Consider the following 26,804-nt stretch of genomic DNA (forward strand, 5'->3'; position numbering starts at 1 on the left):
ACAACAAAGTCAAGGACGACGAGTGCATTCATATCATCATACACTCCGCCAAGATTTTACATATTTAGACTTTTTATAATTTATGGAGTACCTATGAAAAATTTAAGCTTGCTAGCTGCAGCACTCATACTCACTGGCTGTTCAGCAACATCTAAAACAAACAAAACTGAAGATGTTGTTATTGAGCCAACTCCTCAAATGAGCGAAGAAAATGCACCAATATCACTTACGGTTATCACTAACCCAGCCGACTCTAGAGTTCGTATAATGAATATAGTGCCTGTGTATCAAGATGCTATTGAACTAGATGCAGGTAAATATGATATTGAAGTAAGTAAGGCAGGTTATATTACTTATAGAAAATGGATAACGGTTGATAAAAAAACTATCTTAACCATAGAGCTCGATGAAAAACAATCAAGTCAATCTGCGCAATAGACTGTTTAATGCAGTAAAATGCCTTTTTAAATAAAGGCATTTTAACATTAATAATAAACATACCAAATATAACCGCCCAAGCTTAAATTCACCGCTATACACAACCACAATACCACTATAAATACGCGCTTTTTTGACTTATGTCGTAAAGCTTGCTGCGCGATAAGTGCGCCTGGCCACCCTCCTAATAGAGCACAGAGATATAAATGTCGCTCAGGTATACGACTTACTTGTTTACGATTCGACTGCACTGCTTTTCGTTTATCCCAGGCATAATATAAAAAAGTAATACCACTGAGTAATGAAATATAGATCGGTATGAACATCTCAATTTTATGATTTAAATAAGCAAGCCATATTGCAGCTATAAACATACTCGAAAATATAATTAAGGTACTTTTTATCAAAAATAATCGCCTATAATGAAAATAATTAAAAAACACTTAGGTTAAATTATGACATATTTAAAGGCCGCGATGCTGCTGTTATCACTATCTATATTTAGTATTCAAGCAAATAATGAAGCAGACTTACTAGCGCCAGAACTTGCGATATTTACGCCTTACTTAGGCACATGGCAAGCGGATTTCAATACCGAAACAGGTCAGCCAAGCATTCAAGATGTCAGTAATTGGCAGCGCGCACTTAATGGTAAAGCCATTCGTACTTCACACTCGATTAATGAGGGTGAGTATGGAGGGGAGTCAATGATTTTCTATGATCGTAAAAAACAGTCACTGGTTTTCTATTACTTCACAACAGCTGGTTTTTATACTAAAGGCGTCATGAAAGTGCTGAGCCCAACGCAATTTGTGGCTTACGAAGATGTTACTGGTAGCAAAGAAGGGATCACTAAAGTTAAATCAACCAGTGAATTTAAAGATCAACAGTTTGTTGTTTCTACCTCTTATTTAAAAAAAGGAGAATGGACTAAACCGGAACAGCGTATTTATACTCGCAGTACAAAAACCGTTAAATTTAAGTAACTTTGGTCTTAAAACTCAAAAGGCAGCCTAGGCTGCCTTTGTTATTTATAAAACCGCTATTATTTTGCGAATTTTTTAAATGGTTCGTCAACGGGTGTATCAGCTAGGTGATTAGTGTAATTGCTCATTACTTTTTGCGATAAACCAACAATTATTTCTAGCAGTTGCTGTTTACCGTAACCTACTGCAAAAAATTTCTCAATTTGCTCATTGCTAATTACGCCGCGATTACGTGTCATTGCAAGCGTTGTTTCACGAAGTACTTCAAGTTTTGCATCTGCAAGTGGCGTTTCATTAACCAATGCATCAACAATACCTTGATCAACTTTCATTGAAGCGGCAATTGCGCTGTGTGCTGGTACACAGTAATGGCATTCGTGCTCAACATTAATTGACTGCCATACCACTGTTAGCTCTTCTGCGTTAAACGATGTTTTTTGAAATAAGTCGTGCAGTACTTGGTAGCCTTTAAGAAGCGTAGGTGCTTCTGCCATTACTGCATGAAGGTTTGGCACCATACCAAATGCTGCTACTGAATCAGCCATAAGCGATTTTGATTCTTCAGGTGCGTTGTCTTGAGTATATAACGTAAATTCTGCCATGTTCTGCTCCAATAAATTAATGTAATTAACTAACTTCGAAACACATACTATTTGATTTTGAGCGACTGCTCAAGTTAAAATTGAACAGTCGCTCAATTTAATAGAAACTATTATGGCCAATAAAGTTAAATTTGAACGCGAGCAAGTTGTTCGTGCCGCTAGTCAATTATTCTGGGAGAAGGGCTTTCATGCTACATCCACTCGCGATTTACAAGATGCAATTAACATGCGTCCTGGCAGCATTTATGCGGCATTTGGCTCTAAGGAAGGTTTATATTGTGAAGCGATAAAAAACTATGCCAAGCAAATGCAAAGCTTAATAAATGAGCGTTTAGTATCATGCAGCAGTATTCTTGACGCACTTCAAGATTTTGTAGAGTATGTTGTTATCTCCTCAAAAAGTAATACTCCAAGTGCTATCTGCATGTTAGTAAAAGCTAATAATGAGTTCATTGAGAAAGACAGTTATCTTTACCAAATCAGTGTAGAGCTAATGATAGACTTTGAACATTACCTTACTGAACTATTTACACTCGCTATAGCTGATAAAGAGCTAAGCGGAAATATTGCCGCTATAGATTATGCTCGTTTTTTCCAAATACAATTTACTGGCTTACGTAATTATTTTAATCGACCAAACGTCGAGCATTTAGCCAAACCAATGATCGAAAACATGTTTTCACTCATGAAAAGTCTTTAGCCGAAAATAAAAGGCAGCTAATCTAAATTAGCTGCCTTTTTAATTTAAAAACAAAGTTCGACGATTAGGTTTTTAATTTATTAAGTTCAGAGTCTTGCTGCGCAACCAGTTTATTCAGCTCTTCACTGCTGTCGCCTGCCTGAGCAGATAAATCTGAAAGCTGTGAGGCGGCATCAGAAATTATTGTCAAGTTGCGATTTATTTCTTCGGTAACTAGGCTTTGTTCTTCTGCAGCCGTTGCGATATGGGTAATTTGATTGGTTATTTCATCTACTTTCACAACCACACTGTGCAGTGCATCAAAAGCCGTTGAGGTTTCATCTACTGCAGTTTCAGCGCGTACTACACCTTTTTCAATAACAGTTGATGCATTACCCACTTCTGAAAGTAAGCTGTCGATTAAACTACTAATGTCATCGGTTGATGAACGCGTTTTAGATGCTAAAGCTCTAACCTCATCAGCAACAACGGCAAAACCACGTCCGTGCTCCCCTGCTCGCGCAGCCTCAATAGCTGCGTTTAGCGCTAGTAAGTTAGTTTGTTCAGAGATAGTTCGGATCACATCAAGTATTTGGGTAATATCATTACTACGCGATGCTACTTTCTCTACCGCCTGATTAGCTTCTTTAATTTCCTCTGACATGGTTTTAACTTGCGTCATAGCTGATGATAAGCTCGATTCGCTACTTACCACTAGGGTATTAATTTCATCTGCTTGTTGCGCCGATTGCTCTGAAGCTTTTGCCACTTCAAGTGCTGTCGCGCTCATTTCGTTCATTGCAGTAACCACACTTTCAATTTCTTTAAACTGTGCTTGCACATTGTGCTTGGTTTCTACCGCAATGTTCGAAGTAACCTCACCTTGGTGCTTGGTTTGATCTGAGACCGCTTTTAGCTCACTGATCAATTCACGAAGTTTTGATAAAAACTTATTAAATCCTCCCGCTAGTGCAATCAATTCAGCGTGAGTATCCACATGCAGAGTTTGAGTTAAATCGCCTTCAGAGCTTGCTAAGTTGTCAACGCGTTCCTGAATTTGCTGCAGTGGCGCTACAACACTACCTACAACGAGCTTCATTACTATAAATGCCAATACCGCAATCACAGTACCGGTGATCAAAATAATCACACCCAGCTCTTTTGCTGCCTCAGACATGCCTGCAGTTAATTGAATTGGCCCCTCAAAAGCAAGTTCCGCGGGTACTTCAATTAGCAGCATCCATTTCACATCAGCAAGCTTAATTTCAATTGGGTAAGACACCATTATTTCTGCGGCTTGCTTGTTAATTCCTTTAGTGCCTTTTAGTGCTTTGTAACTTTCATAACTTTTAGCGCTAACAGCTTCTTTCAGTGGACGGCCTAATTTTTCTTTATAATGACTGGTACCAACAATTAAGCCCAAATGGCTAAGTAACGTTACTTTTGCTTTGCCATTGTAAAGCGCATTTGAAAGCTCTTCTGTTAACTTTTGAAATACAGGTAAGGTAATATCAGCCCCAGTTACACCAACAAACTTGCCTGATTTAATAACGGGTACAACAAGTGAAGTCATCATTTCTGAGTAACCCGGTGTTATCTCATATAAGTAGGGTTCCATAATGCATGGTTTTAACTTGTCTTTAGCACACAAGTACCACTCGGCCTCACGTAAACCAAATTCATTTATTTTATCCGCGTATTTTTCTGCCGCGTCTTCAACGACCTGTTGTTCAACCAAGCCATTACTGTTTTTAGTGAAATAAATTTCTAATGTTCCAGCACCGGCAACAGAGTGATCATAGCCTTGAGTAAATTCGCTATCTTTACCATCAAAGCCGTTTTTTTCAAACTGAGAATATATAGAAGAAATAACATCGTTACTTTCTAATAACGAGCGATTTAAAGAAACAACTGAGTCACGTTCTATTGAGGCTTTGTCGGCATCTTCTAAAATGCTACCAAGCGAAAAGGGTATTCGGTAAGCTTCATTAATAAAGGCAGCGATTTTCTCACCATAGGCGGCTGCATTTGCTGTTAATCGACCATCCACCTCATTTACAATTAAAGTTTCGGCCTCAGCAGAAGTATTCGCATTACTCGATGAGAGTTTAGACCAGAGTATGCCTGAAAATAGTACCACAGTTAAAAGTATACTTCCGACGCTTATCCACAATAACTTTTTTGCTAACGCTATTTCCCGCATTTATAACTACCTTGCTTTACTTATTTATTTTTTAGTTTAGACCAATTTAAATAACATTTTATTAAATGTTTTAAATTAGCCTGAATAACGTAACCTCATAACCAACTACCATTTAACTTTGCTCATTTCGCCGCTGGGTTATTAGCACAACAACAAGCAAACACCTATCCACAGGCAAGGCTTTAATCCATATAGTTTATACACTAATCATGAGAATACTGTTCCAACCAGTCGGCCAGTTGCATCAGCTATATAATATAAAATGTTACCGTATCACTTTTACAGATTTATCAATTAAGATAGCTATCTAAAGAGGTATTGATTGCCAATGTGGCAAAAAATCAGCAAACTCTCCGATAACAACTAATCTATCGGCCGACTTTCTTGTTACTTTAGGGGTTTTTGTGTATGGGTCAACAAGCTATTCCTGAGCGAGCCATAACACCGCTTATCCACTCATGATAGCAATGGTAAACTTCATGACTAGGGTCTGTTGACCTTTCAGGGTTAAATTTTCAGTCATTTGGGTATTAGCAGAATGTTAAGCATTGAGTCGCATTCAATAGCAGCCTTTTCCTGCAACACTTTCACTACAGTTATTAAACTTCTATGCCTTGAGCCAAATTACAATAAGTGTGGATATGTTTTAGCACCGCTGGTAACGCCGTTATTTTACTAAATTCAATTTTAAGTGAATCGAGTACAGCACTCACTGTTGTAAAGTGGAATTATCTATTTTTTCAATTCATGTTGAGTTTTAGAGGTATAGTAGCAAATAAAAAAACACGCGATGATCACTCATGACGTGTTTTTATAAACCATTTAAAGGGATAGATTAAATAACTGAAAGTTCTACCTCAATATTGCCGCGTGTTGCATTTGAATATGGACATACTTGATGCGCTTTATTTACCAGCTCTTGGGCGGCTGTTTTATCCATACCACCTAATGACACGGCCAGTTTTACCGCAATGCCAAAACCGCCATCAATGGCACCAATAGATACCTCTGAGTTAATGTAAGTATCGCTTGGTAAAGCAACTTTTACGCTACCGGCTACAAATTTAAGTGCGCCAATAAAACACGCTGCATAACCTGCTGCAAATAATTGCTCTGGATTAGTGCCCTGCCCATCGTCACCACCTAACCCTTTAGGCGTTGATAAGTTAACATCTAAACGACCGTCATCTGATTTAGCAACGCCTTCACGTCCGCCTGTTGCCGTTGCTTTTGCTGTATAAGCTACATTTTGTAATACATTCATAGTGAACTCCTAAGATTTAAAATTTTCAAATTAATTACTTTGCACGCAAAATAATAAGGCAATTAAATTCTTATTGCAATTACTTTGCATGCAAATTAAAATAAGCTATCTTGAAATGAAGGGTAATGCGATGTCGTTTGAACAGTTAAAATTAAAAAATCAGTTATGCCATCGTTTATATATGGCGTCTAACAGCATAGCCCGTGCCTATCGGGAGCCTCTAGCAGAGCTTAACCTTACCTATCCTCAGTATGTTGTTATGATGGCGCTGTGGGAACAAGATGAAGTAACCATCGCTGAGTTAATAGATAAAACCGCAATTGATGGTGGCGCGCTTACTCAAATATTAAAAAAGATGACCAGCAAGTCATTGCTTAACGTTATAAAGGACGAACACGATAAGCGTAAGCGTTTGGTGCAATTGACTCACACCGGCCAATCTTTAAAACTTAAAGCTGCTGATATTCCAAAAACAATTTTCTGTAAATTTGACAGTATCGACACTAACCAAGCACAGCAATTAATGCAGTTACTCGATTTAATCGTTAGCGACTTAAGCACCCAGACTGAAGATGAAAGTGTCGATGCTAAAGACAGTCCCAAGTTAGTGCAAACCTAGCGTAAACTTATCCAATGTGGTGCTTACGCTTTTTATAGTTTAGTTATAAAAAATTAACTTATTGATTATTATTCATAAAATATTCAATTAACAGTTGGCATACTTCTTCCTACTCCCTTAATGACGTTAGCAACACCAAGGAAAAACTTATGTCTAATTTATACAACACTCTTTATTTTTTATGGCGCTTAGATATCACAGTGTGGCAAGTAAATGAGCCTACAAATACGCATACCACCAGTGAAAAAGAACGAATGTACTCTCGTTGAACTATTTTTAAACAGACTTTGCAAGCTACCCCATAGCGTTGTATTGTAAAAGACTATTTAATTGGCTAGTGGAACGTATATGCATGCTTTAGAAGTTAATTTTGACGGCTTAGTCGGCCCTACTCACAACTACGCAGGTTTGTCGTATGGTAATGTTGCTTCGTTAAATAACGCGGCGAGTTTTTCAAATCCGCAAGAAGCTGTATTGCAGGGCCTGGCTAAAATGAAAGCCATGCACGATAAAGGCTTAACCCAAGGGGTGTTTGCTCCTCATGCTCGCCCTGATTTAAATGTATTACGCCGTTTAGGATTTACTGGCAACGAGGCGCAAGTCATTAATAAAGCTTTTAAAGCCGACCCTATTTTGTTACGCGCCTGTTACTCAGCCTCTGCCATGTGGACAGCTAATGCTGCTACAGTATCTCCCTCCCCTGATACCAACGATGGCAAAGTACACTTTACTGCGGCAAATCTTAATAATAAATTTCATCGTTCATTAGAGCCAAATACGACGACACGTTTGCTTAAAGCAATGTTTAGTAACGAACAATACTTTGCACATCATACACACTTACCTGAGCAAGGTTTTTTTGGTGATGAAGGTGCAGCAAACCATACTCGTTTATGCGACAGTCACGGTGAAACAGGTTTAGAGTTATTTGTATTTGGTGCAAGTGCCTTTAACAGTCAACTTGTTAAGCCAGCTAAATTCCCAGCAAGGCAAACATTGGAGGCGTCTGAGGCTATTTGTCGATTGCATAATATAAAAGATACCAGTCAAATATTATTGCAACAAAACCCTGATGTGATTGACCAAGGGGTGTTCCATAATGATGTAATTGCTGTAGGTAACGCCAATGTTTTACTTTGCCACCAGCAGGCGTTTTTAAATCAAACGCAAGCACTAGACGATATCCGCGAAGCCTACGTAGGTAACAAACAGCTGTATATTATTGAAGTGCCAACCAGTAAAGTGAGTATTCAAGATGCTGTTAGTAGTTATTTATTTAATAGCCAACTGGTTAGCATGAATGACGATGCAATGCTGCTCGTTGCCCCACAAGAATGCCAGCGCAACCCTGCTGTAAAAGCGTATATTGAAGAGCTAATTGTTGCCGATAATCCCATAAATCAAGTGCAGTTTTTTGATTTGCGCCAAAGTATGCAAAATGGTGGTGGGCCCGCTTGTTTACGTTTACGCGTGGCGCTTAATAGCCATGAATTAGCAGCAGTAAACCCTGATGTTATTTTAAATGACGAAAAATATACCCAATTATGTGACTGGGCTACTCGCCATTACCGCGATAAACTCGGCGCTAACGACTTTGCCGATCCAGCTTTACTAACCGAAAGTTATCAAGCGCTTGATGAGTTAACCCAGTTGCTTAGTTTAGGATCAGTATACCCATTTCAACTAGAAGCTTAATTGCTTTGCTACTTTAAGGGCTTGATAATACGTTCAAGCTCTTAACGCTAATCTCTTTAAATTCAATTGAGGTTAAGTTTTTAACCTTATACTTGCACCTATACTCAATTATTCAAATACATATAACTCTATTTGCTAGATCCTGACAGTGCGTTTAAGCGATATCCAATCCTAAAAACACTTATTTAAATGAATCTTTACAATCAAGCTTGGCAGAATTCCATAAAAGGAGACAAACCATGACAACACATAAAGTAATTTTAATTACCGGCGCATCAAGCGGCATTGGCGAGGCGACCGCTAAAACATTAGTTAACAATGGTCACAAAGTGATATTAACTGCGCGCAGTGAAGACAAACTCAATAAACTAGTTGACGAGTTAGGCCATGAAAACGCATTTAGCGTTTCAGCCGATGCCACTGAATTTAATGAACTTGAAAATGTGGTGAGTAAAGGCGTTGAAAAATTTGGCCGATTAGACGCGGCATTTGCTAACGCAGGCATGGGTGTTTCATCAGCTGGCACAGAAAACGGCGACCCTGAACAGTGGTCAGCCATGGTTGACCTTAACATTAAAGCGTTGTTGTGGACCGCAAAACTCACTTTGCCTCATTTACGTGAAAACCAGGGGCATTTTATTTTAACAAGCTCTGCAGCAGGAAGAAGACCCATTGATGGCTCTATATATGGTGCCACTAAATGGTTTGCTCATGGCTTTGGTCAAAACCTCGCAGAGGAAATGAAACCATGGCATGGTCGCTGTACCACTATTGCCCCAGGCATGGTAAATACGCCTTTTTTTGATGAAGCAAAACCCGATAAGCTCGACCCACAAGATGTGGCCGATGCGGTATTATTTGCTATTGAAGCTAATCAGCGTAATAGCGTACGCGAAATCTATTTAATGCCCACCAACTAACAAGTTAATCCAAAAGGCCAATACTTATTGGTCTTTTCTCTAAAAGTGCTTAATTGTGCTTTGTTGAAATTACTTTCGACTAAATCAATGAAAAGTCACGCATTGAAACCTCCCTTACCATGCTAAATCTCAACTTTATGTCTATTATATAAGTAAAGTAATTCAATAATCGGAACCCATTTAATGGCTCCTCATAAAGCTAATAATATGTCTGCCCATCAATATGTTACTAATGATCCGTTGCACCAACTATTCGATGCAGTCGATTCTGTATCAGTACAAGGTTATGATGAGCAACGACGTGTAATTTATTGGAATAAAGGCAGTGAATTGCTTTATGGGTATTCACACCAAGAAGCCATTGGCAAAAAGCTTGAAGATTTAATTATACCCGCACCAATGCGAGAGCCTGTTATTGAAGCACATAGTAATTGGATCAAGGATGATATTGAAATTCCCGCCTCAGAACTAACCCTTAAACATAAAGAGGGTAATGATGTAGCTGTATTTTCAAGCCATGTTATGTTTACTAATCAATATAATATCAAACAAATGTATTGTATCGATATTGACCTTTCAGAAGTCCACAAGGCACAAGCAGAAGCCACATTTAATGCCAATATGTTGAAGACTATCTTTGAAGCCATTCCCGACTTATTTTTTGTACTAGAACAAAATGGCACTATTACAGACTATCACGCAGGCAATAACAACGATCTTTATATTCCACCCCAGCAGTTTATTGGTAAAAAAATGATTGATGTACTGCCCAAAAAGGTAGCGAAAAAGTTTCAGATTCATATTGAAAAAACAATAGCACAAGACAATATTGTTAGATTTGAATACGAATTAAGCATGCCTGAAGGCGTAATTTATTATGAGGCAAGGTTGCGCTTACTGCCCAGAAAAAATCAAATCATGGTGATTATCCGTGATATTAGCGAACCACACCGCTCAGCAGAATTGATCCGCCATCAGGCTCATTTTGATAGCTTAACCGATTTGCCTAATCGCTTTTTATCTTTAGATCGTTTGTCACAAATATTAATAGAAGTACAAAAAAATCATGAAAAAGCCGCGGTATTTTTCTTGGACCTTGATGATTTTAAAAAGGTAAATGACTCTTTGGGTCACGAAATCGGAGATAAATTATTAATCGAAGCCGCACATAGATTACAGCAAACACTAAAGCAAAATGACACTGTAGGTCGATTAGGGGGTGATGAATTTATTGTTTTAATATCTAGTTTAAACGATGAAAACGACGCTTTAGCGATTGCTGAGCGATTGCTTCAAGCATTTAGAAAGCCCTTTAAATTGGCAGGCAGAGACTTATTATTAACATTAAGTATTGGTATTGCTATTTCCCCTAAAGATGGCACATGTTCTTCGGTATTGTTACGTAATGCCGACACCGCTATGTATCAAGCAAAAGCGATGGGCCGCAATACCTCCTCTTTTTTCACCCCGCAAATGAATGTTGCAATGCGTCGGCGTTTTGAAATAGAAGAGCAAATGCATGGAGCACTGGAGCGAAACGAATTTGAGCTTTATTACCAACCGCAAATAGATGTAAAAACAAACACCATCGTTGGCGCTGAAGCTTTGCTACGTTGGCATAATATTGTGTTAGGGGAAATTATCCCTGATGAGTTTATTCCCATTGCAGAGCAAACAGGCTTGATTGCGCCTATTGGTGTATTTGTACTGCAACAAGCCCTTCGCTTTTTAAATGAATGGCAATCAATTAATAAGCAAAACTATACCATGGCGATTAATTTATCACCGCGGCAATTCAGAGACCCAGAATTAGTAAATATAATTAAGCGTACTCTGCATAAAAACAGTATTAGCAATGCATGCTTAGAGCTGGAAATTACTGAAGGAGTACTGATGAATAGTCAAACCTCAATTCGTGACGCCTTATTACAAATTGATGAACTGGGCATAAAACTGTCAATGGACGACTTTGGCACAGGGTATTCATCATTAAGTTACTTAAGAGAGTACCCCTTTGATGTGCTAAAAATTGACCGAAGCTTTATCACTGGGATAACAGATAATAAAGCAGACTGTAATTTGGTAAAAGCAGCCATAGCTATGTCACACAGCCTAGAAATAAAGGTTGTTGCGGAGGGGGTAGAAACCAAAGAACAGCTAGATTTACTTAACGAGCTAAACTGCGATATTGCTCAGGGATTTTATTTAAGTAAGCCCTTGCCCGGCGCCAAACTGCTCAATTTTTCATCGCGTTACTGCAAAGCGACTTAAAAGCACTTTAGTTAAAAAGTGCTTTTACAGCTGCGAGTTAGCTCATAATTTTAAAAAGTAGATCGCGTACAGTTGCAGGTTCAAATGGTTTATCACAAATGGCATCCACACCGGCTTGAGCAATATTAGCCAAATGAGTATCGTTGGCCTCTGAGCTCACCATCAGAACTGGAATATGTGAGTACGTATTCGACTTTCGAACGGTTTCAGTTAATTCTTTACCATCCATTTCTGGCATATTGTAATCTGTAACAATTAAATCAAAAGATTGATTATTAAGCATTTCAATCGCTTGTTTACCGTCTTCTGCCTCTACAGGTTCAGGAATACCCATTCCCGCTAATACACGTATTATATGTTTTCGCGCAAAACGACTGTCATCAACCACCAATACGCGAAGTAAAGTGACATCAAAGTGCTCTAGCTCCACCTCTTGCTCGCTAATAATATCCAGAGTCGCTTTAAGCGCACGAGTAATTTCGTCGGCATTAAACGGTTTAGGTAAAATAGCTAATACGCCCGATTGCCTAAGTTGCTCTAAATGGCGCTTATTACGCTCGCTCGACACTAGCATAAACGCCTGCTGCTCAGTGTTGCTGTTACTGCGTATAGCCTGTAATAAAGAGTCTGCAGTACCGTCACTAAAATACATACTACTGATCACTAAATCAGGGGAGTAGCTTGATAAAGCAGCCAGCGCATTTTCTTGAGTGCTGGCCGTTTCAATTTGTGTAACACCACACTGAGCCAGTGATTTTTTTATTAGCTTTTGCTGCACTTCAGAAGGCTCAACTAATAAGATAGATAAGTTAGCTATTGCCGTTAAATCACTCATTTCAATCCTGTTAATATTAATTAAATAATTTTTATAATGCTCATTATAAAGTAATAACCTACAAGAAAAAGCTAAAACCGCAACAACAGGGCATGTTTACCCTAATCTACTCTTAAAAACGGTAGTTTATGCCCGCATAATAACGCCTTCCCGAATAGCTTGAGTTTAATAACCGAGATTCTGTATCGTTACCTAGGCGCTTTACCGACTCAGATTTCGTTAAATTAATCACAGCAGCTGTTAGGCTCAAGTCTTCTAATAAAGTAATTGATGCATTTACATCAACTTGCTCGTATGGGTCTTGATACACGTTTAAACCACTATTTAAACCCAACACGGTTTCACCGCGTTTGTTATAAGAAGCACGAATATTAAAGGCATCACCCTCATAATATATCGAGGTATTGTACTGGTACTTAGCGCTGCCAATTAACGGCGATTTACCAAACTCTTTACCATCTACTTCTACATCGGCCTTATTGGTTTTGTTATAAGTGTAGTTTGCGTAAAAACCAAAACCACTATCAAAGGCATGCTGTATAAATACTTCAGCCCCTTTAGATACAGCATCAGTGCCATTGCCTACAGTGGTATATGGCGACACAGTAATATTTCCTGCCTCAACTATGCCCTCTTTACCTGCAAAATCTTTTTGTACGTCAATAACTAAGGGAACAACAAAGTTATCAACCGTTTTATGAAACAGCGCTAAACCAACAGCAGAGCCTTCGCTGTAATAATATTCAATAGATAAATCAGCTTGCACCGACTCAAAAGGTTTTAAGCTTTTATTACCGCCACTACCACTAAAACCCGGAATTTCATTAAATTCAGCTCTGTCGTCGGCCCACTCATCTGAAACAAACGTAATGCGTTGTTGTGCGCCTAAATCGGCATAATCAGGGCGAGACATTACTTTTGCAATCGCGCCGCGCACAACAATATCTTCGCTTGCATCCCATGCAATATTAAAGCTAGGTAAAATTTGGGTATCGGTATTCTCTTGAGTATTGAGTTGATAATCTTCAACAAATCTATCGTCTCCGGTTACCACCTCCCCGCTTTCATCGTCAGTATGATCCAGCAAATATGTGTACAGATCGGTTGATGATGTCATGGTTTTCGTGCGAACAACACGTACCCCTAAATTACCGCGCACGCTATCAAATTCAAAATCACCTTGTAGATAAAATGCCGCTATTTGCTCTTCAATATCATAAATGAAATTATCCTCTTTACGCGTATACGGCACATAATTACTGGTCACAATATCGCGGTATTTATCCCAATCAATGCCGGGCATTTGATTTATATTAAAACCACCCGCAATATTACCTTCGTTGATAAACACATCTTGTGCTAGTGGCATACCGTTATTCCACTGGTAACTATCAAAGCGTGTGATCCCACCCTCACTGGCTTCTGCTGCGGCAATATCAAAATTAGGATCTAAAAAGAAGGTATTACCGGTTTCGCGGTGAAGCGAAGCTTCTCGATACTTAACCCCAGTTTTAATTGTTCTTAAAATGCCCCAATCGGTATAAATATCAAAATCAGCTTGGTAGTAATCTTCTTCAAGTTCACTACGCACAAAACTTGAATTTGACGAACCCGGATCGCGCCCACCACCCACACCATTGAGTAAGTTAGCTAACGTATTTGGATCTATATTTAAACTAATATCGTTCTCATTAATTTTCCAACCCGCTGTTTTAGCGGCATTTTCTATGCGGTTTTCATTTTCACCCGCGTTAGAACTTTTATAAGCTGCTTCCCAACTCTCTTTCGGGCCACCTTCAGAACGTGTATTACCCGCCACAAAACGGGCTTTGAAGTAATCACCTTCGTAGGTTAAGTTGAGATCAAAAGTGTCAGAGGTTGACTCTTCACGCACATAGCTGCCTCGCATCCACGGCAATTGCATATCATTTTCTATGCCACTTGCAGCTGCATCAAATTGCATTCCATTAACTATCGTGCTCGACTCATCCAAACTTACATCGGTTAAAAAGTCAGGATTTAAAGACCACTCAGGTATATCAATCACCGATTCAGTTCTATTTTTATCAAGTGAAAATCCAAAATAGTTAAAACCAATTTCTACTCGGCTAGTTGGGCGCCACTGCGTGCTAAATTGTATCCCTTCTCGCTCACGTAATTCGTTTACAATTGAACCTCGAACCACTTGAGGAAACCAGACATTGTCATAATTATTGCCTTGAGAATCGCTTACTGAACCCCACTGATTATTATTTTCAATCGGTGCGCCATTAACATCAACCGGGTTATCACCGGCAAAGCGCCACACATTTGCATCGGTGCCACCCGAAAGAGAGCGGTTAGTGCGTGTTTGTGAGGTATAACCAAACAACACACCAAAAGTATCAGCATCGTTCTTCCAAGAATAAAGTGCGGTTACTTGGGGCTCATATTCTTCAGTTACATCGGCATAAGTGCTTTCAATATTAATCACCCCTGAGTTTGCATCCATACTTAGCGGTTTACGACTATGCATTAATACCGTGCCGCCCACTCCACCTTCATCTAAACGTGCCTCTGGCGATTTATACACTTCCACACTTTCAATCATGGCTGAGGGGAGTAATGCATAATCAAACGAACGAGATGGCTCTCCTGGTGATGACGCAATAAAATTACCATTTAACTGAGAAAAGGTGAGTTCAGATGATAACCCCCTAATACTAACTGATGAGCCCTCGCCTCCGTCACGGTCAATAACCACTCCGGGTACACGTTGTAATGAGTCGGCGACGTTCTTATCAGGAAACTTACCAATGTCTTCAGCTGTAATCGCATCAACCACAGAGCTAGACAAACGTTTTATATCTAAATTAGCCACCATACTGGAACGAATACCACGCACCTCTATTACTTCCATATCTTTACTTTTTAATGCTTTATCTTCAGCTTCATCCGCATATGCGTGATTAAACACAGATAAAATAGAGATACACAGCGTTGATTTAACAAAACGTGGAAGTGAGTGAGCAGAGGTTTGAGTTATCCGATGAGCGGTCATAGTTTTAACAGTTCCATTTAAAATACAGTTAATACTTAAAGGTGAGCGTACCAAGGAAAGATGGTACGAAAAAAGTAGCTGTATTTTACATAACCAAGCTTAATAGCTTGTTAATGCAAACTGACGAATAAATGAATGCTATCTCAATAAGTAACCTACTCTAATAAAAGTAGGTAGTTAAGCCGCAAAATGGCTATTTAGCTGCTTAGGAAGGAGTAACTAGGCCAAACAACAAACACTATTATTTTTTATCACTAATAGCCTGAATATAATAACCTAAACTTGCATGAGAAAGTTCTCCCATATGACTGGTGACTAACTCACCTTGGCTATTATAAAACAAAGTGGTTGGTAAGCCCGCAGCACCTGATTCACGACTCACATTACTGCTTTGGTCAAAAAACACATGATTAAGGTCGAGTTGCTGTTCATTAAGGAACGCTTTTACCGTGTGTAAGTCTTCACCTTGATTGACAAACGCCACCGTAATATTTGAATTATTTTTTTGAGCAGCTTGTAGCACTGGCATTTCTTTTCGACACGGCGGACACCACGACGCCCAAAAGTTAATAACCACCGGCTTACCTTTAAAGTTTTGTAAGTTAACTTGCTGCCCTTGCATATTATGCACAACCGATTGCGGTAATTGCACACCCGTTTGATAAATAGACAGTGCAAAGTTAGGAATAACCATTGAACAAAAACCTACAAACCCAGCAATAGCGTAGTTTTTCATTACCGCTTTTTTACCGCGCGCATAAAACGCTAAAACAACTATACCGCTGAGCCAGCCATAATAACCAATAAAGCCGCCGTCGCTAATATTAAAAAGCTGCCACCAATTACCTTGATAAGCATCCCACATAGTAAACACAAACGCTAAACGCGAGACTAAAAAGCCCACCACAATTGCTTTAAAAACCGTATCTAAAATTGCTTTTTGTAATGGATGTTGGCGCGTCAATAAATAGGTAAGCCCCCAAAAAATGCCTAACCCTAAAAAAATAATTAACTGAGAAATGGAAATAACCAAAGGCCCAAGAGAAATACTTAACATTTTACGACTTCTTATAATGTATTTAAGTACCTAAAATAACGAGTACCAGCGTGAATTAAATACCAACAATAACATAATGTAAGCTGTACTGATTATTAATAACGCATAATAGGCGATGTATGCCAGCAGCAATACATAACCTAGTTACCTAATTAACCTTGTTGCTGTATGTACTCCAATGCAGTCATTTTTTTATAACTTACATTTGAGTGCAGTATATGAGTAGGTTCAGGGTCAACAATTTCAATTGGAATAGCATAATTACGTGCAATCTCTAGTGCCATTTGGGTAATGTTTACACTAAAAGAGGTACCCATAAATACCATTTTATCGGCATTCATCATTCGCTGCTGCGCCTCAGTAATACGGTATAGCTCGGTGTAATATTCATCAAATAACAGCACAAAGGGCTTTAGAGAATGATTAAGCTTAGGCTGGTTATTTTCAATATTGAATAGCTCCAGTAAAGAGCGATGTAAGTTGCTCTCATCAACATTATCCCAAGGAGTTGTTTGTGGTGTAATGTCATCGCCCTGATGATGAAATAAAGTCATTTGATCAAGCCGACCATGAATCACAATGTAATTTTTATTACCCGCCTTACCATCTAGCCCATCAATATTTTGGGTAATTAGGTTTTTGTCGCTTAGCCAACTATGCACCTCATTAGGACCATGATGACGATAGGTAGCAAAGCGATGATAATACCAGGCTAAAAACTCTCGCGGATTATTTTTATACATGGCACGAGTCGCCATTTCCATAGGCGTATAATTTTTACTACCAATGGTCCAAAAGCCATCTTCACCACGAAAAGTAGGAATACCACTAGCAGCACTCACACCCGCCCCTGTAATGTATAACGTATTCATAAAAATATTCCTGTTTACTTGCAAAGTTCAGCACTCGTCATCACAGCGTTTAGAACCCTTTTGATTTTTAGCCAGTAAATTAATTTGTGTAATTGCGCGTTCCATTTTAATTCGAGCTGAGCTATTAGCTGAGTGAACGGCTATTGCTGGCGGTACAAAGCCATCAATAAACACTGCCCGCTCAATCCAAAGTAAAACATCATAACCAGTGCCTTTATTGTCATTTCCTAAATCATGATCAAGGCTGAGCAGCTTTACTTTATCAGTCTTCAAAAGTTTAATCACTTCACTAGGCCAATAGGCTCATAACCAACCGCCTGGTGTTTCTCTTTCATCATCTAAGTATACGTTCATAGGTTTATCTCACTGAAAAATGTATTAAGACTCTGAAAGCAATAACTAACAACCCTTTAAGCTATATAATAATAGTTATTTTCCACATGGTGCTGGAGCTTGATTACGTATAAACGCTGGTATGTCAAAAATATCAGAGGGTTGAGGTTTGGCTTTAGCAGCTGGCGATTGTTCGGTTTCGCTACTAGGCGCTTTATTAAAAGGTTCAACAATCATCTTAGCGCTTGCACCAGTGGCGATGATCAACAGTTCATAATTCGTTGCTAAATTTTCAATTTTAGAAACACCACAAATAACCAACGCATTTGGGCTCACCTGCTGGCGCACTGTATCAGTAATAAGGTTATAGCTACCCAGTGAAATTTCATCCTTACAATTTACTTGTATTATCACACCCGTACTTGACGACATATCCACTTGATTAACTAACGGGTTATTAAGGGCACTATCAAGTGCAGTAGTAAGCTCGCTCTCATCATTGCATTTACCAACACCTAGTACTGCATCCCCCTGGCAATCCATAATTTTAGCGAAATCATTTAAATCAACGTTAATAAGCCCTTGAAAGCAAAGCATATCGATTAGTGACTTGATCAGTGAATGAAGTATTTGGTTGCTATGCTTAAAGGCATCGAATAATCCTATATCGTTACCAAGCACCTCAATCAGTTGATCGTTTGGGAGCGTAATAACCGCATTCGCATGTTCTTTTAGATCATTTAGGCCGGTTTGCGCTATATTACTTCTAAACTCACCTTCACTACTAAATGGTAGTGTAGCAACAAATATAATGGGTTTGCCTTGCTCACTAGCAAGCTCTGCAATATAAGGGCTAGCGCCAGTCCCAGTGCCACCACCCAACCCTGTTGCACACAGAATTATATCGCAGCCATTAATGAGTGTTAAAAGCTGCTCTTTACTTTCTTCTGCTGCTTGCAGCCCAACTTTAGGGTCGGCTCCGGCACCATACCCATGAGTGAGCTCAGCACCTATTAGTACTGCTTCATCACTCTGTGTATGTTCAAGTACCACTTTATCAGTATTAACACTGTACAAGTGCGCTTGTTCAGATTCACGTTGTTCAAAAATACTGTTGAGCGTGTTACAACCGCACCCACCAATACCAAATACACCGATTGATAAACCATCATTTTGCTGAATTAATTGAAACATAACACCTCCTTAACTTTTAAAGGAGCATAACAAACAGGTGCGTCAATTTTTGACGCACCTAAACAAGTTGGAGTTATTTATAGATGTTAGCGGCCGCTTTAAGCTTTGTAGTGATTCTTTGTCGCAACTTTTCAGGTTTAATAACCTCAAGCCAATGGGCACATTTAAATAGCTCATCGGTTAGTTGTTCAGTATCAATAGTTTGGTAGGTAAGTAATGCGCTTTTTTTATCAATACTTTGCTTGTCTGTCAGCTCACCAAGCTCAATAAACCCTTGATTAAAAGCAGAGTGACTAGGCACTTTCACAACTAACTCAATCGTTTCTTGCTTCATACCTTTATTAATCGCACTTCGTAACGATTTTAACTGCTCAGTGCTTGGCTCACGTCGTGTCTTTTGCAAAGTGTGTACATTACGAATGCGGTAAACCGGCATCTGGTAGCATTTATCGTGAATCTCTCCCACCATAAACTGCGCCATCAACACCCCGTCTTGCTCAACTATGTTGTAAAAACTTAACTCAGCAAATTTTAACCAATGTGCCTCACCGTAAAGTACCCTATAAAGCTCAGCACTTACAGCTCGCTTGTGCCTAATCGCATGCTCTATTTGCTTAACTAACTGAGTATCAACATTCACTTTTAACGAAGGCTTAGGATGGGTTGAAAGCCAGTTAGGCACATGGCCATTAAAACGTTTAAGCGCCTGCTCGGCTTTAATATGAACTGAGCGTTTAACATCACTGGGGACAGATTGCGGTAGTAACTGCTCCAACAACAAATAATGTTCAGCGACCTCACTGCTCATTATTTTCGCGTTACCACCTCGCCACTGCGCATTGATAGACCAACCATACGGTTTGCTGCGCGTGTCTTTTTCAAGGCCAAAACAACCTTGGTCGTAAAGTGATTGTAGGTCGCGTTGAAGCATGCGGGTTGATAATTCAACACCTCGCTGTGATAAATCATCTTGTAGCTGTTTGACTGAAATACTTAAAGGGCTGATAGGTATATATTCCAGAAGAGTTAGGTATCGTAAAGGTTTCATTTTTATTAGTCTTACCAGCTAGTAGAAAATTATCTAATTTTCATAATATGTTATTAATATCAATTAATTCAAATATCTAATTAAATTATTACATATCAAATAAACCTCTAATATAAATTGAAAATACTAGTACTTTTGTTACTGTTAGTACATTACAGAGTCGATTTTAAATATTTATAAAAGGAAATAGTATGGGAATTATAAAAAGAAGAGGAAGCTCTACAAACGCAATTCTGGTCTTAGAGTCGCCTTGGGGGTTAGATGAAAAAGACAATAACAGAAGCTCTGTCGTTCCTTTCATGCAAGGAATTGCAAAATATACCGGTGATACAGAAGTCTTTCATGCAAACTTTTACGATAAAAAAAGTTTTGATTACGCACTAGATTGTATCACCCGTGAAGGCTTCAAAAATACCATTATTTATATTGCCGCTCATGGATATGAAGACAAAATTGGTAATGTAAAAGTTGACCACATACTTGGTGAAGTATCTTATATTTCGCAGCGTCAAAACATAACAGGACTTTTGTTCGGCTCTTGCTTTATTGGCAAGAAAACCCTTGAAATGGAAGTTTATATTCAAGAATCAGGCCTTAGGTGGTGTATGGGATACGCTTCATCATGCAATTGGCTTGAAGGTACTATGATAGATGCTGCAATAATTGGTGCAATGATCTCATTAGAAAACGGAGATTTTGAGTCACGAGATATAATCAATTCAGCATTTGCAAATGCCATTGCTCCTTTTGCAGATAATTTCATCATCGGCGATGACTACTCTGGAGAAGCAGTATCAATTCGAGACTCTCTTAAATTTGTTTGCCAACCTGAAGGAAAAGGACACAGAGCAAAAGATGTTACTGATGATGTGTTTGAAATGGCAAACACTCTAAGGTTTGATTGATAGTAATGAGGCTTAATATTTATCAAATCAACATTACAGTAAATCTATTTTTTACAATAAGTTAGCCACATAAAGAAAAACAATCATCAATCTTCACTTGCTTATTTAGCTAATTTATATAAATTAGCTAAATACTCATCTCAAAGTACACTCTTATGAACGAGCAAGTGATATTCGATAATATCAAAACAGCGTTAAACAACGCGCCACGCAATCAGTTTACTGTCGAAATGCACCTACAAATGATTAAATACGCTGATAATCTAAAAAGCATAACCGCTAAAGAATTTTGCCAAGGTGTAGGGTTAAAAGACAGTTTTGGCACTGAATTTTCAAAAATGCGCAACCTCACTCAACGACTCAAAGCCGCAGGCTTAAGCACCGACTTGCTCTAATCACGCTTTCACAAGGATTAAACGAAACTCCAATGGCTATTAAAAAAACAGAACTCTATTCATCTCTTTGGGCAAGTTGTGACGAACTACGTGGTGGTATGGATGCCAGCCAATATAAAGACTACGTACTGACTATGTTATTTATGAAGTACGTAAGCGACAAATTTAAAGGCGACCCTTACGGCATGATAGTCGTACCAAAAGGTGCCAGCTACGACGATATGATTGCCGCTAAAGGCGATAAAGAAATTGGCGATAAAATTAATAAAATCATTTCAGCCCTTGCTGAAGAAAACGACCTTAAGGGCGTGATTGATGTTGCCGACTTTAACGATGAAGACAAGCTCGGCAAAGGCAAAGACATGATTGATCGCCTAACCAAATTGGTAGGTATATTTCAGGGGTTAGACTTATCAACAAACCGCGCTGGCGGCGACGACTTATTAGGTGATGCTTATGAGTTTTTAATGCGCCACTTTGCGACTGAATCGGGTAAATCAAAAGGCCAGTTTTATACGCCATCAGAAGTTTCACAAATATTAGCCAAAGTAGTGGGAATAACAAAAGATACCCCGCAAGATGCTACAGCGTACGATCCTACATCGGGCTCAGGTTCGTTATTATTAAAAGCCAGTGACGAAGCACCCCGAGGGCTGTCTATTTACGGGCAAGAAATGGATAACGCGACTAGCGCACTCGCTCGTATGAACATGATATTACACAACAATACAACGGCTAAAATTTTCAAGGGTAATACGCTTTCAGAACCACATTGGAAAGACGCAAATGGTCAACTTAAAACATTTGATTTTGCAGTTGCTAATCCGCCTTTTTCAAACAAAAACTGGACTAGCGGCTTAACCCCAGAAAACGACTTATATAACCGTTTTACGTGGGGCATACCACCAGAAAAAAATGGTGACTATACCTTTTTACTACACATTATTAAGAGCTTAAAAAGTACCGGTAAAGGAGCTGTGATATTACCACACGGAGTATTATTTCGGGGCAATGCCGAAGCCACCATTCGTGAAAACCTAATCAAGCAAGGTTACATCAAGGGCATTATTGGCTTACCCGCTAACCTGTTCTACGGTACGGGCATTCCTGCTTGTATTATCGTGATCGATAAAGAACACGCGCAAAAAGCGGTTACTAATTTTAATGAAGACGATAAAAACCTACCGACCATTGCAGGTCGCTCTATTTTTATGATTGATGCTTCCAAAGGCTTTATTAAAGACGGCAACAAAAACCGCCTGCGCAGCCAAGACATACATAAAGTTGTTGATGTATTTAACAAAGGTTTACAGCTTGAACGCTTTAGCCGATTAGTACCGATTGACGAAATCGCCAAGAATGACTTTAACCTTAATATCCCTCGTTATATCGACTCAAGTGAGCCAGAAGATTTACACGATTTAAGCGCTCACCTTCAAGGCGGTATTCCTAACCGTGATATCGATGCATTACAGCATTACTGGCAAGTGTTCCCAAGCATTAGGGCGACTCTTTTCAAGCCAGCGCCTGACCCTAAACGAAGCGGTTACAGCCTCTGTATGCTTGAAGCCAGCCAAGTTAAAAGTAGCATTCTTGCTCATCATGAGTTTAAAGACTTTGCCAGCCGTAGCTTATTGCCATTTAAACAGTGGATACCAGAAGCTAAATTAAAAGATATTAAAGTAGGCGATAATCCAAAAGAGTTTATTTTCGATATTTCAGAAAACTTACTCAGCGCTTATGCCAATAGTGAACTACTCAGTAAATACGACATTTACCAAATCCTAATGGATTATTGGGCCGACATCCTACAAGACGATGTATATGTACTTGCACAAGATGATTGGCAGTCAGGTAGTACTTTACGTGAGTTAATCGCTAAAAAAGGCGAAAAGCTTAAAGAAACACCTGATTTAATTATCAATAAAACAAAGTACAAAGCCGAGCTTATTCCACCAAACCTAATCGTTGCCCGTTATTTTGCTGACGAACAAGCTCAGGTTGATACCCTGCAAGCAAAACAAGACGCAGCCAGCCAAGCACTAGAAAGCTACCTTGAGGAAAATGGTGCTGAAGATTGTTTATTAGCTGACGCCATGAACGATAAAGACAAAATCACCAAAGCCAGCATTGCCGCAAGAGCTAAGTTAGCAACCGATGCTGACGAAGTTAAAGCACTTAAACAAGCAACCAAGTTGTTTAATGCTGAAACTGCTGCCAAAAAATCGGTAAAAGAAGCGCAAGAGGCTTTGGATTTAGCCGTATTTAACCAATATCCAAAACTGACTATTGATGAAATTAAAACCCTGATTGTTGATGACAAATGGCTAGCGACATTACAAGCTAATATTATTGCTGAAATTGAACGGGTTACCCAACAAATGGCCAACCGCGTAAAAGAGTTGGAAGAGCGATATAGCGCAGCATTACCAAAATTGACACTATCAGTTAATGACCTAAGTAATAAAGTCGAAAACCACCTAAAAGCAATGGGCTTGGAGTGGTCACTATGAGCACTCTAGAGCAAACTGTTTCAAAAGGATATAAACAGACTGAGCTTGGGGTGATTCCTAATGACTGGGAAGTATCATCTCTATATATGCTAATTAGTTCCACACAACTTGGAGGTAATTATAAGAACTTGGAGACTGAATCAAACTATCCTTTAATAAAAATGGGAAATTTAGACCGAGGAAAAATAAAACTAAACAAGCTTGAATATGTAATTGGCTCTGTCAGCCCCAAAGATAAGTTAAAGTTTGACGATGTTTTATTTAATACAAGAAACACTTTGAAATTAGTCGGAAAAGTCGCGATCTGGAAGAATGAGCTGCCTGAAGCATACTTTAATTCAAATATCATGAGGTTATCGTTTAAAGCAAATCTTGTATCAAGTAATGCTTATATGAATGCCGCAATGAATACAGAGCAATTTGTAACTAACCTTGCTGGCATTGCAATAGGTACAACAAGTGTAGCAGCGATTTATACAAGAGACTTGCTGCAACTCAAGATAAAAGTACCACCCAAAAAAGAGCAAACCGCTATTGCCAATGCTTTATCCGATGTTGATGCGCTATTAACAGAATTAGAAAAACTGATCGCGAAAAAACAAGCGATTAAAACCGCCACCATGCAGCAACTGCTAACAGGAAAAACCCGTTTACCGCAGTTTGCCACTTACACCGAAGGCGCTGTCGAAGGTAAGCGAAAAAGCACAAAATCTAGTGAACTGGGCGAAATTCCTGAAGATTGGGATGTCAGAAATCTAGGATATTTATTAGAGGAAAACAGAATACCTTCTGGCCTCTACAAAGATAAAAACCTCTACGGAACTGGTACAGCGATTATTAAACTTGGGGATGTTTTTAAGAATGACTCTTTCAACCCCGATATCGTTCAGAGAGTAAAAACAACTAACATAGAAAACAAAGCGTATAGCGCAAAAATAGGTGATCTAATTATTGCTTTGGCATCGGTAAAACTAGAAGGTGTCGGAAAAGTCATGATTATTAAAGAGCTATCCGAGCCAACAGTCTATGACCATAATGTTGCTTTGATTCGCTTCAAGAAAAACTGCAATTCTAACTTCATGTCTTTTCTATTTAAAAGTAATTATATCCGTTCTCTAGTCGCATCAAGAGCAACTCAAGTAGGAACAACATTTTTAAAAACGAGTACGATATTAGAGTTTCCAATATTACTACCTTCACCAGAAGAACAAACCGCCATCGCCACCATCCTTTCGGATATGGATAGCGAAATTCAAACCCTTGAACAGTGCTTGGCGAAAACCCGCCAAATAAAACAAGGCATGATGCAACAGCTACTCACGGGTCGTACAAGGTTGCCATTTAAAAGACTTGAAACTGAACAGGATGGAGGTAGCTGATGCCGACAGAACAAAGCCTTGCCCAGCTGCGAGCTCTGTTAAAAGAGTTATGCCATTTACCCGATGAAACCGAATGGGTGGAATTTAAGCATAATGTTGATGTGATTAAAATTGGCGAATATATCTCTGCACTCGCAAACTCAGCCGCGCTACTTGGCAAGCAAACTGCGTACTTAGTTTATGGTGTAGATGATAAGACCCATGATGTAATTGGTACGAACTTTAAACCTTCAACTCAAAAGCATAAAGGGCAAGAGCTAGAGAGCTGGTTGTTACAAAAAACCGCACCCAAAATACATTTTCAGTTTTACGAATTTAGCCATGTTAACGATTTACCTGTTGTTATTTTGGAGGTGCAGGCAGCAGCGCATACACCTGTGCAATTTGATGGTACAGAGTTTATTCGTATTGGCTCTTACAAAAAAAAGCTACGTGAATATCCCGAAAAAGAACGTGCCTTATGGCGCGTATTTGATAACACCCCGTTTGAGCAACAATTAGCAGCAGAAAATTGCAATGTTGAAGAAGTGCTGAAGCTTATAGATTACCCCTCTTATTTTGACTTAGTTAATTTGCCTCTACCTGAAGGTCGCGAAGGGATTTTAAACGCACTTGAAGCTGATAAACTCATTAGTGCAACGCAAGCGGGTAAATGGCATATTACCAATTTAGGGGCGATATTATTTGCTAAAAAGCTGCAAGATTTTCAGCATCTAGCTCGCAAAGCCGTACGGTTAGTACAGTATAAAGGGAATAGCCGAGTAGAAACAGTACGAGAACTCGAAGGTAATAAAGGCTATGCCGTTGGCTTCGAAGGACTTATAGATTATTTAAAGACCCTACTGCCTTCTAATGAAGAAATTGGCAAAGCATTTCGTAAAGAAGTACCTATGTATCCAGAGCTAGCGATACGCGAATTAGCGGCTAACGCTATTATTCATCAAGATTTTTCGTTAACAGGCACAGGACCTATGGTTGAGCTATTCGATACGCGCATGGAAATAACCAACCCTGGTATTCCGCTAGTCGATACAGATCGATTTTTAGATTCCCCACCTAGAAGCCGTAACGAAGCGCTAGCTTCTTTTATGCGTCGTATTAATATTTGTGAAGAGCGCGGTACGGGTATTGATAAAGTTATTTTTCAAACTGAGTTATATCAATTACCTGCCCCTTTATTTGAAGTAACAGAGCACCATACTCGTTCTGTTTTATTTGGTCATAGGGAATTTGCTGAAATGGACAAAGAAGATCGTATTCGTGCCTGTTATCAGCATTGTTGTTTAAAGCATGTAAACAGAGAGCATATGAATAATAAGTCGCTACGCGAGCGCTTTGCTATTGCAGAAAAGAATAGCGCAATGGTAAGCAGAATAATAAAGGATACAGTCCATGCGGGCTTAATTAAACCTTATGATGCCGATGCAGGAACCAAAGCAATGCGCTACGTACCACACTGGTATTAATTTGCTTGACCGTTGCTTGACTAGACAATCAATTAAGTGATTTTATAAAGCAAAAAAAAACATAACAAACTGTAATTTATAAACTTTATT

Annotated in this window: 22 protein-coding genes and 1 pseudogene; 12 read left to right on the top strand and 11 right to left on the bottom strand. The window is 39.0% G+C overall.

Going from position 1 to position 26,804, the window contains the following annotated elements:
• Positions 1-93 precede the first annotated feature (93 nt).
• Positions 94-438: a PEGA domain-containing protein gene (locus P3J6_RS09340; protein ID WP_138605835.1), complete on the top strand. Its 345-nt coding sequence runs from the start codon at positions 94-96 to the stop codon at positions 436-438.
• A gap of 47 nt (positions 439-485) precedes the next feature.
• Here P3J6_RS09340 and P3J6_RS09345 read toward each other — a convergent pair whose 3' ends face one another.
• Complete coding sequence (locus tag P3J6_RS09345) at positions 486-845, bottom strand: DUF1294 domain-containing protein (protein ID WP_198522826.1); 360 nt, start codon at positions 843-845, stop codon at positions 486-488.
• A 48-nt stretch (positions 846-893) separates the two neighbouring features.
• Between P3J6_RS09345 and P3J6_RS09350 the strand changes: the two genes are divergently transcribed.
• A complete protein-coding gene (locus P3J6_RS09350) occupies positions 894-1,424 on the top strand; it encodes a hypothetical protein (protein ID WP_138605832.1) in 531 nt (176 codons plus the stop codon).
• Between the two features lie 59 nt (positions 1,425-1,483).
• Here P3J6_RS09350 and P3J6_RS09355 read toward each other — a convergent pair whose 3' ends face one another.
• Positions 1,484-2,026 (bottom strand): carboxymuconolactone decarboxylase family protein, encoded by a 543-nt coding sequence (locus P3J6_RS09355; protein ID WP_138764933.1) that lies wholly within the window; start codon positions 2,024-2,026, stop codon positions 1,484-1,486.
• 112 nt (positions 2,027-2,138) lie between these two features.
• Between P3J6_RS09355 and P3J6_RS09360 the strand changes: the two genes are divergently transcribed.
• Positions 2,139-2,726 (top strand): TetR/AcrR family transcriptional regulator, encoded by a 588-nt coding sequence (locus P3J6_RS09360; protein WP_138605828.1) that lies wholly within the window; start codon positions 2,139-2,141, stop codon positions 2,724-2,726.
• A gap of 64 nt (positions 2,727-2,790) precedes the next feature.
• Here the strand turns inward: P3J6_RS09360 and P3J6_RS09365 are convergent, their stop codons facing one another.
• Both P3J6_RS09365 and P3J6_RS09370 read right to left on the bottom strand, forming a co-directional pair.
• Positions 2,791-4,908, bottom strand: coding sequence for a methyl-accepting chemotaxis protein (locus P3J6_RS09365; protein WP_198522827.1), 2,118 nt, complete (start codon positions 4,906-4,908; stop codon positions 2,791-2,793).
• A gap of 835 nt (positions 4,909-5,743) precedes the next feature.
• Positions 5,744-6,172 carry an organic hydroperoxide resistance protein gene (locus P3J6_RS09370; protein WP_198522828.1) on the bottom strand — a complete coding sequence of 143 codons (429 nt, stop codon included), beginning with the start codon at positions 6,170-6,172 and terminating at the stop codon, positions 5,744-5,746.
• Positions 6,173-6,302: 130 nt separating this feature from the next.
• Here P3J6_RS09370 and P3J6_RS09375 point away from each other — a divergent pair, with 130 nt between their 5' ends.
• From P3J6_RS09375 to P3J6_RS09390, 4 genes are all read left to right on the top strand, one after another.
• Positions 6,303-6,791 carry a MarR family winged helix-turn-helix transcriptional regulator gene (locus tag P3J6_RS09375; RefSeq protein ID WP_008468659.1) on the top strand — a complete coding sequence of 163 codons (489 nt, stop codon included), beginning with the start codon at positions 6,303-6,305 and terminating at the stop codon, positions 6,789-6,791.
• A gap of 348 nt (positions 6,792-7,139) precedes the next feature.
• Complete coding sequence (gene astB / locus P3J6_RS09380) at positions 7,140-8,486, top strand: N-succinylarginine dihydrolase (RefSeq protein WP_198522829.1); 1,347 nt, start codon at positions 7,140-7,142, stop codon at positions 8,484-8,486.
• A gap of 239 nt (positions 8,487-8,725) precedes the next feature.
• Positions 8,726-9,406, top strand: coding sequence for an SDR family oxidoreductase (locus P3J6_RS09385; RefSeq protein ID WP_198522830.1), 681 nt, complete (start codon positions 8,726-8,728; stop codon positions 9,404-9,406).
• Between the two features lie 183 nt (positions 9,407-9,589).
• Complete coding sequence (locus tag P3J6_RS09390) at positions 9,590-11,677, top strand: bifunctional diguanylate cyclase/phosphodiesterase (RefSeq protein ID WP_198522831.1); 2,088 nt, start codon at positions 9,590-9,592, stop codon at positions 11,675-11,677.
• A 37-nt stretch (positions 11,678-11,714) separates the two neighbouring features.
• Here the strand turns inward: P3J6_RS09390 and P3J6_RS09395 are convergent, their stop codons facing one another.
• The 7 genes and pseudogenes from P3J6_RS09395 to P3J6_RS09425 all read right to left on the bottom strand — a co-directional run bounded on the left by P3J6_RS09395 (position 11,715) and on the right by P3J6_RS09425 (position 20,056).
• Positions 11,715-12,512, bottom strand: coding sequence for a response regulator transcription factor (locus P3J6_RS09395; protein WP_198522832.1), 798 nt, complete (start codon positions 12,510-12,512; stop codon positions 11,715-11,717).
• A gap of 112 nt (positions 12,513-12,624) precedes the next feature.
• Positions 12,625-15,552, bottom strand: a complete 2,928-nt coding sequence (locus P3J6_RS09400) for a TonB-dependent receptor (RefSeq protein WP_198522833.1) — start codon at positions 15,550-15,552, stop codon at positions 12,625-12,627.
• 241 nt (positions 15,553-15,793) lie between these two features.
• On the bottom strand, positions 15,794-16,609 hold the full coding sequence (locus P3J6_RS09405) for a TlpA disulfide reductase family protein (protein WP_198522834.1): 816 nt from the start codon (positions 16,607-16,609) through the stop codon (positions 15,794-15,796).
• 152 nt (positions 16,610-16,761) lie between these two features.
• Positions 16,762-17,481, bottom strand: coding sequence for an SIR2 family NAD-dependent protein deacylase (locus tag P3J6_RS09410; RefSeq protein ID WP_198522835.1), 720 nt, complete (start codon positions 17,479-17,481; stop codon positions 16,762-16,764).
• 27 nt (positions 17,482-17,508) lie between these two features.
• Positions 17,509-17,769 (bottom strand): annotated as a pseudogene (locus tag P3J6_RS09415) (cyclic-phosphate processing receiver domain-containing protein); the annotation flags it as partial.
• 141 nt (positions 17,770-17,910) lie between these two features.
• Positions 17,911-19,008 (bottom strand): cell division protein FtsZ, encoded by a 1,098-nt coding sequence (locus P3J6_RS09420; RefSeq protein ID WP_198522837.1) that lies wholly within the window; start codon positions 19,006-19,008, stop codon positions 17,911-17,913.
• 73 nt (positions 19,009-19,081) lie between these two features.
• Positions 19,082-20,056 (bottom strand): helix-turn-helix transcriptional regulator, encoded by a 975-nt coding sequence (locus tag P3J6_RS09425; RefSeq protein WP_198522838.1) that lies wholly within the window; start codon positions 20,054-20,056, stop codon positions 19,082-19,084.
• Between the two features lie 191 nt (positions 20,057-20,247).
• On the opposite strand from P3J6_RS09425, the gene P3J6_RS09430 reads away from it, so the two are divergent.
• The 5 genes from P3J6_RS09430 (at position 20,248) to P3J6_RS09450 (ending at position 26,714) form a co-directional block, all read left to right on the top strand.
• Complete coding sequence (locus P3J6_RS09430; protein WP_198522839.1) at positions 20,248-20,961, top strand: hypothetical protein; 714 nt, start codon at positions 20,248-20,250, stop codon at positions 20,959-20,961.
• 155 nt (positions 20,962-21,116) lie between these two features.
• Positions 21,117-21,356: an HTH-like domain-containing protein gene (locus P3J6_RS09435; protein ID WP_024611833.1), complete on the top strand. Its 240-nt coding sequence runs from the start codon at positions 21,117-21,119 to the stop codon at positions 21,354-21,356.
• 32 nt (positions 21,357-21,388) lie between these two features.
• On the top strand, positions 21,389-23,869 hold the full coding sequence (locus tag P3J6_RS09440) for a type I restriction-modification system subunit M (RefSeq protein ID WP_198522840.1): 2,481 nt from the start codon (positions 21,389-21,391) through the stop codon (positions 23,867-23,869).
• Positions 23,866-25,248, top strand: coding sequence for a restriction endonuclease subunit S (locus P3J6_RS09445; RefSeq protein ID WP_198522841.1), 1,383 nt, complete (start codon positions 23,866-23,868; stop codon positions 25,246-25,248). The genes P3J6_RS09440 and P3J6_RS09445 overlap by 4 nt, the downstream gene beginning before the upstream one ends.
• Entirely contained in the window at positions 25,248-26,714 is a 1,467-nt protein-coding gene (locus tag P3J6_RS09450) for an ATP-binding protein (RefSeq protein ID WP_138626985.1), read from the top strand. The genes P3J6_RS09445 and P3J6_RS09450 overlap by 1 nt, the downstream gene beginning before the upstream one ends.
• Positions 26,715-26,804 lie beyond the last annotated feature (90 nt).

Origin of the sequence: Pseudoalteromonas sp. 3J6, from assembly GCF_903995135.1 — a bacterium.
Lineage (GTDB): Bacteria > Pseudomonadota > Gammaproteobacteria > Enterobacterales > Alteromonadaceae > Pseudoalteromonas.